The organism is Bacillus sp. 3255 (genome assembly GCF_031456485.1).
Lineage (GTDB): Bacteria > Bacillota > Bacilli > Paenibacillales > NBRC-103111 > Paenibacillus_E.
Genome location: NZ_JAVDUS010000037.1, coordinates 37,168 through 43,268 on the forward strand (window position 1 = coordinate 37,168; position 6,101 = coordinate 43,268).

The window sequence follows — 6,101 nt, forward strand, 5'->3', positions numbered from 1 at the left end:
CTTTATAATAGGTAGCAAAGCTTGTCGAAATCTTGGTTTTTATGGGGGAACGCATGAGACCTGTTGATCTCTTATTCGGTGATTTGGCTTCATTATTATCGAATGCTATCGTAGTGGTCATTGTTACACTAATGTTCGTGATTTCATTGCGATTATTTCTGGACCGCCGGAAGAAAGGCTATATGTCGATGACGATTTCGCTTGTTTTTGTCGGCGTCCATTACCTTCTGAAACTATATGTCATCCTGACGGCTCTGGATACTGGCTTGACGTCCTATCTGCTGCTCATGCTCAAAATCGTTTCCTTCGTTCTGTTGAATTTGGGCATCTACCAGCTATACAACCGTACCCGCCGCAAACAGTACATATTCTTCTATGGCTTGATTCTGATGGGTCTGGTCGTTTCCATCCTGCACTTCAGCGTACCGCAAATGTATAACGGAACCCCTCAGCAGGTCCGGCTGCTGCAGGATGTCGCACTTGAACTGTACGTATTCGTGCTGATTTTCCTTTGCTTTTATATGATTCCGCCTTACATCGGCCAGCAGGTCAAGTACCAATCGGCGTTAACCGTCTACTTCTTCATGCAGTCCGGCCACCTCGTCAATGCTTACATGTATGGGAATGCCCAGCCCTGGTTAACCGTCGCCGGCAATGTTTTGCCAATCGTGTTCTACTTCCTATTGTTCATGCTACTATTCGATCGAGTCGTCGAGCTGATGCAAGCGATTTACAATTCCTCCATCACGGACGGGTTAACACGGCTGTATAATCGCAAATTTTTCTACAACCGCGTCACGCAATACGTCGGAAGACATCTTCCCGTGTCCATTCTGTTCAGCGACATCGATAACTTCAAGAAATTGAACGACACCCAAGGCCACCAGATGGGGGACGATGTGCTCAAGCAGGTCGCCCAGATTATGAAGGAAGAGGTCGAGGAGTGCGGCATTGCCGGCCGCTACGGGGGAGAGGAAATGGTCGTCATGGTCACCGATCCCAGTGTCAAAATGGAGGCTTTCGCCGAACGGGTTCGCAGCCGGATCGAGAAGGAAACGATCGTCACCGCCAGCATCGGTTACAGCAAGTACAAGAATGGACTGAGCGCCGAAGAGCTGATCAAGCAGGCGGACGAAGCGATGTACAAAGCCAAAACAACAGGTAAAAACAAAGTCGTCAAATATGCGTAATTAGGCGCAAGACAAAGGGCTGTCCTATCAGCGGTCGCTTGACCGGCAGAGACAGCCCTTTCTTTCACTTTTTCACTCTTTCACTCATCCTCTATTCATCGTCCGCTTCCAGCACATGCTCCTTGCAGAAAGCTTCCACAACCGCAACCTCATCGTCCTCTAGGTCAAAATCCAGATACAGCTCAGTCGTTTTCTCATAAATCTCGTATTTCAACAAGCCCGACTTGTCTTCATCTACGTTATAGATGGCTCGAATGTACAGCCCGCTCTCGGAAAATAACTCATCGTCTTCTTCCACTTCAATATCGATAAGAAATTCATACCGTTGTCCGCTCAAAATGCCGAACGGATCTTTGACGATTTCCACGGTATAGCTTGTAATCGTAAACATCGAATCCCCCCCTTTAACATCTGCAGGCTATAGTATACCTGAAAATGTAGAGATTAGCACATAGGCCTACAGCTGAACCAACTGTCCGCCGGCAATTTCTACGGCTTCGCCTTCCACGCTGATCCAGACGGACATTGCCGACGGATTATGCACGATCCGGCGATCGGCCGAATAACGCAGCCTGTCCAGAGCCTGCATATAAGCGACAATCTCAGCATTCGTGGCATACCAGATATCGCTGCGGCCGCCGGCCAGCTCCCCGAACCGGTCGATGATCTCCCAATTGTTATCGTTCTCAAACTCGTAGCTGTGGCCCCATACATAGAATAACGCCATGCGGCTATGCCGCTGCTCGAGATGGACGAAATGCTCGGCAAGCTCCACCATCATCTTGTGGTGGCACGTCGGATGCCACCGGAGGAAATCCGCGGGAACATGGAATTTGCCATGGCTTGCCACGGTCCGGGCGTACTCAATGCCCAGGGCGGGCAGCATGGAGACGACGTGATCGTTATAAGTTCCGAACGGATAGCTCATCCCTCTGACCGGATAGCCGACGAGCTGCTCCAGCGCTTTCCGGTCCTCGCTAATCTCTTGAAGGATTTGCTCCGTCGGCGATTGCTCCAGGAACGGATGATCGACGGTGTGCGCCGAAACTTCATGCCCCTTGAAGAGCACAGCCACTTCCTCCGCTGTAATATACCCTTCCTTGCCCAGAAATCCGCTGTTGAGATGAAACGTCCCTTTGAGACCATACTCATTAAGCTTACCTACGAATCTGCGGTCGTGCACTCTGCCATCGTCATAGCTGATGGTCAGCGCCTTGTGGACGCCATTTGGAAATCGGTCGTTGCGAATACGCATGGGTTCCCCTCCATAACTGAAAGTTTGCTATTGCCAGTTTGTTGCGCCGATTGGTTACTTCCACATTTTACTTACGGCAGTCCGATTATGGCAAGGGGTGCAGGGACTTTACCTGCGTAGGGATTCCCATGTTTGAGCTGTTTAGGAGATGTGGAATTTTTAATATTCCTTGACAGGAATATTCCTTATGGGGTATATTTAGATCAACAACAAGGTAACCTTTCAGGTGAAGGAGTTGAGCATATACCGAGAAATCAACCATTAACGAGGTGACTGGCATGTCAGGAAACGATCCGGGCATGGACATGACGATACTGAGCGCTCTAGCCGAACCGAAGCGAATCGAGATCGTCGAACTCTTGCGCGACGGCCCCCTGACTGTTGGGGAAATCGCCGAACGCTTGGGACTTCGCCAGCCCCAGGCCTCCAAACATTTGAAGGTGCTTAGCGAGAACGGGATTGTGGAAGTGAAGGCTGAAGCCAACCGCCGCATCTATAAGCTTCGTGCCGAACCCTTCCAAGCATTGGAGAGCTGGGTGAAATCCTTTCATCGCATCACGGAGGAGCGATTCGATCATTTGGAAGCCTATTTGCGAAAACTGCAGAACAAGGATCAATCATAGAACCATTCCAAATCATTCAAAAATACAAGGAGGAATTACAATGTCAAACAATGCAATGCTTTCGAGGGTAGAGAACGATCGGGTACTGGTACTGGAGCGTGTGTTCGATGCGCCGCGCGAGCTCGTGTTCCAAATGTTCAAGGAGCCTGAGCATCTCAAGCACTGGTGGGGACCGAGAGGTTGGGACATTCCCGTATGCACCGTCGATTTCCGTCCTGGAGGCGTTTGGCATTATTGCATGAAATGCGTGGATAAGAATCATGGCGATTTCTATGGCATGGAATCTTGGGGCAAAGGCATCTATAAAGAGATCGTCGAGCCGGAGAAAATTATCTACACCGATTACTTCTCGGATGCGGAAGGCAATTCGAATGACGCTATGCCTTCGACCGAGGTTACGCTGGAGTTCGTCGATCTTGGCGGCAAAACGAAGCTGATCAACCGTGGCGAATATGTCTCCGCAGAAGCTCTTAAAACGGTTATGGACATGGGTATGCTCCAAGGCATCACCGAAACTTGGGATCGTTTGGAAGAGCGTTTGAACACACTCAAGTAGAACAAGATGGAACGGCCGCCTGGCTATTGAAGCCGGCGGCCTTTCATTTGTATTCACCCTTTTCTGCGCTTCCCCCAAGGCTTGAATACCGATAGCAAAAACATGGCAACTAACGAGGCGATCTGTAATCCGATACCTATGAATAGCGAGATTGTATTTACCACGTACGCGCCTTGATCCGCAGCCCCCACCCCTGTATCTGTCAAATACGAAATTCCTCGCAGCGTCCACATATACATACCTATCGGTCCGAGGAGGATCGCGATTGCACTTAGGACTTCTTTGGCTATGATCCAGTAGTATTTCACCAGCCCCCAATGCGTCCATAGGGAGAGCAGAACGCCGGTTACGATCGTCCCGATGACAGAGGCCCGCACGGATGTTGCGGATAACACGTGCATCGCTTTGTAGCATGCAAGCAGCAACCCCGAATCCTCCGTGCTCGCTGCGGTAATGCTCAAGATGAGGAACGTTACACTGGTCCCCAGCATGATGGCCGCGAATAGGAGATGTAGGCTCAGAAGCCACTTCTTCTGTGTCATTGTCAGGGTTTTCAAGCCGCATGACCCCCTTGTTATATTTATACCCTTACGATAATAAATTGAAATAAACTGCATCTAAACCATATCTTAAAAAAAGATAAACAAAAGACACCGTCGGCGGCTTAGTGCGGGTCTCGAAAAGGGGGATGCACACTTGTCCAGCAGTGTTGGTTTTGCCTTTGGTTCAGGCCTCATTATCTTGTTTTTTGTCATCTCTCTGCTGCTATTCGCAGCGCACATCGTCTTGTGCGTCTGGGCTTACCGGGATTGTATACGGAGACGAAAAAGCACGGAATTCGCTATCCTGATCCTGTTAACCATGCTGTTTTTTCCAATCCTTGGATTGATTGTGTATTTGATTATTCGCAATGACTAGCTCTCTTCGACCTCCCCAGCGGTAAGAACCTCTATCTAGGAATACGCTCGACGAACCTTTCGAGCGAGCCGTCGAACGGAAACCCTTTTTTCGCGACAAGCTCCTGCAGCTTCAATAATTCCTGCCTCGCGCGATGAATCAAATCCTCCGGATAGTGAAACTTGCTTGCATTCACAATGAATTCATCTTCATCAACGACTTTCCATTCCCCATTCCTGAACACATAGTCAAGGTCCAGATCGATGAAAGAAACGGTGTTCCCTTGCATCACCGCAGGGAGGTTAATGTTGCAATAATAGTGCTGGATCGCGCCGTTCACGACATCCGCACTAACCGTAAACCACGACTCTGTTGAGAAATATTCGATCGTCCAAGCCTCGACGGTAAATACCTTTTGCTTCGTATAATGATTCAATTGCCTGCCGTACTCGCCTAAAACGAAAATATGGGAATCGGTCTTTTCCAATAAGCTCGTGTTCCATTCATAATGCCGCCGATTTCCGTACTTCATTGCTTGAATGGTTATCAGATTGTCCACTGTGATCATCCTCGTTACTCGTATTGGAAGGAGAACCTCCCTCTCTTGCATCTGCTCTATTATAAATTACAGGCGCGCCGTTTCAAAACTCCTCGATCGGAGAGAGTTCGAGGGCGAGCGACGGCGGGCGCGGGGTGAGCCACGGCGGGCGCGTGGGCGCCGGAAGGCGCGGGGCGAGCGGCAGGGGGCGCGGGACGAGCGCCAGGGGGCGCGGGGCGAGCGTCGGTGGGCGCGGGGCGAGCGCCAGGGGGCGCGGGCGAGCGCCAGGGGGCGGGACGAGCGCCAGGGGGCGCGGGGCGAGCGCCAGGGGGCGCGGGGCGAGCGCAAGGGGGCGCGGGCGAGCGCCAGGGGGCGGGACGAGCGCCAGGGGGCGCGGGACGAGCGCCAGGGGGCGCGGGGCGAGCGCAGAATGAGCCGTAACTTGAATTTCTCCAGTTATTCCAGCCGCTTTCCCTTTAAACTGAAGCGGTAACTGGAAAATCTCCCGCTAATTTCGCAAAAACTGCCATGCCGGCTCATCAATCGCAAATTTTAACTGGAGAAATTCCTTTTATACTCTTCTGAGGGCCGCCCGGACACTCGATTAACTGGAGTTTTTCCAGTTATCACCTGCAGCATCAGACGCATAAACACATCCTTACGGTATCCATCGGGCAGGTGCGGGTACGGTTGCACTCTAAGGGTATAACTCACCACTCACCAGCAAGTTAGCGGAAATACGATCCGTTATTTGGCCCAAAACGGGGCCTTTGAGGGAAGATGCGGAAATACGATTCGCTATCTCACGGTTTTCCCTCCAATTTCTATGAAAAACCACCTAATAACGAATCGTATTTCCTCTTCATTCGCAGAATGGGTGGTCCTTGGTGAAATAGCGCACTGTATTTCCTATGCGCCGATGAATGTCAACGTGGGAACTCGCGGGACAGGAATGTATAAGTTGAAAAAAGCAGCCGCCGAAGCGGCTGCTCTTGTATGTAAGTTAGCGGAAATACGATCCGTTATTTAGCCCAAAACGGGG

General features: G+C 50.8%; 8 protein-coding genes. 4 read left to right on the forward strand and 4 right to left on the reverse strand.

The genetic code is table 11. The features are described 5' to 3' along the window. The first annotated feature begins 41 nt into the window (after window positions 1–41). Window positions 42–1,190, forward strand: a complete 1,149-nt coding sequence (locus tag J2X61_RS35780) for a GGDEF domain-containing protein (RefSeq protein ID WP_310195206.1) — start codon at window positions 42–44, stop codon at window positions 1,188–1,190. A 91-nt stretch (window positions 1,191–1,281) separates the two neighbouring features. Here J2X61_RS35780 and J2X61_RS35785 read toward each other — a convergent pair whose 3' ends face one another. Together J2X61_RS35785 and J2X61_RS35790 are read right to left on the reverse strand one after the other, a co-directional pair. Next, window positions 1,282–1,581, reverse strand: coding sequence for a DUF6509 family protein (locus J2X61_RS35785; protein WP_274465791.1), 300 nt, complete (start codon window positions 1,579–1,581; stop codon window positions 1,282–1,284). 66 nt (window positions 1,582–1,647) lie between these two features. Then, window positions 1,648–2,445, reverse strand: coding sequence for a polysaccharide deacetylase family protein (locus J2X61_RS35790; protein ID WP_310195211.1), 798 nt, complete (start codon window positions 2,443–2,445; stop codon window positions 1,648–1,650). A gap of 278 nt (window positions 2,446–2,723) precedes the next feature. On the opposite strand from J2X61_RS35790, the gene J2X61_RS35795 reads away from it, so the two are divergent. Together J2X61_RS35795 and J2X61_RS35800 are read left to right on the forward strand one after the other, a co-directional pair. Further along, window positions 2,724–3,068, forward strand: coding sequence for an ArsR/SmtB family transcription factor (locus J2X61_RS35795; protein WP_310195213.1), 345 nt, complete (start codon window positions 2,724–2,726; stop codon window positions 3,066–3,068). Between the two features lie 40 nt (window positions 3,069–3,108). Further along, window positions 3,109–3,624, forward strand: coding sequence for an SRPBCC domain-containing protein (locus J2X61_RS35800; RefSeq protein ID WP_274465794.1), 516 nt, complete (start codon window positions 3,109–3,111; stop codon window positions 3,622–3,624). 53 nt (window positions 3,625–3,677) lie between these two features. Here the strand turns inward: J2X61_RS35800 and J2X61_RS35805 are convergent, their stop codons facing one another. Then, the gene (locus J2X61_RS35805; protein WP_274465795.1) at window positions 3,678–4,181 is read right to left on the reverse strand and encodes a hypothetical protein; all 504 of its coding nucleotides are present in this window, start codon (window positions 4,179–4,181) and stop codon (window positions 3,678–3,680) included. A 139-nt stretch (window positions 4,182–4,320) separates the two neighbouring features. On the opposite strand from J2X61_RS35805, the gene J2X61_RS35810 reads away from it, so the two are divergent. Continuing rightward, window positions 4,321–4,542 carry a PLDc N-terminal domain-containing protein gene (locus J2X61_RS35810; protein WP_310195216.1) on the forward strand — a complete coding sequence of 74 codons (222 nt, stop codon included), beginning with the start codon at window positions 4,321–4,323 and terminating at the stop codon, window positions 4,540–4,542. A 31-nt stretch (window positions 4,543–4,573) separates the two neighbouring features. Here J2X61_RS35810 and J2X61_RS35815 read toward each other — a convergent pair whose 3' ends face one another. Then, window positions 4,574–5,053 carry a DUF402 domain-containing protein gene (locus J2X61_RS35815; RefSeq protein ID WP_310195219.1) on the reverse strand — a complete coding sequence of 160 codons (480 nt, stop codon included), beginning with the start codon at window positions 5,051–5,053 and terminating at the stop codon, window positions 4,574–4,576. Window positions 5,054–6,101: the final 1,048 nt, after the last annotated feature.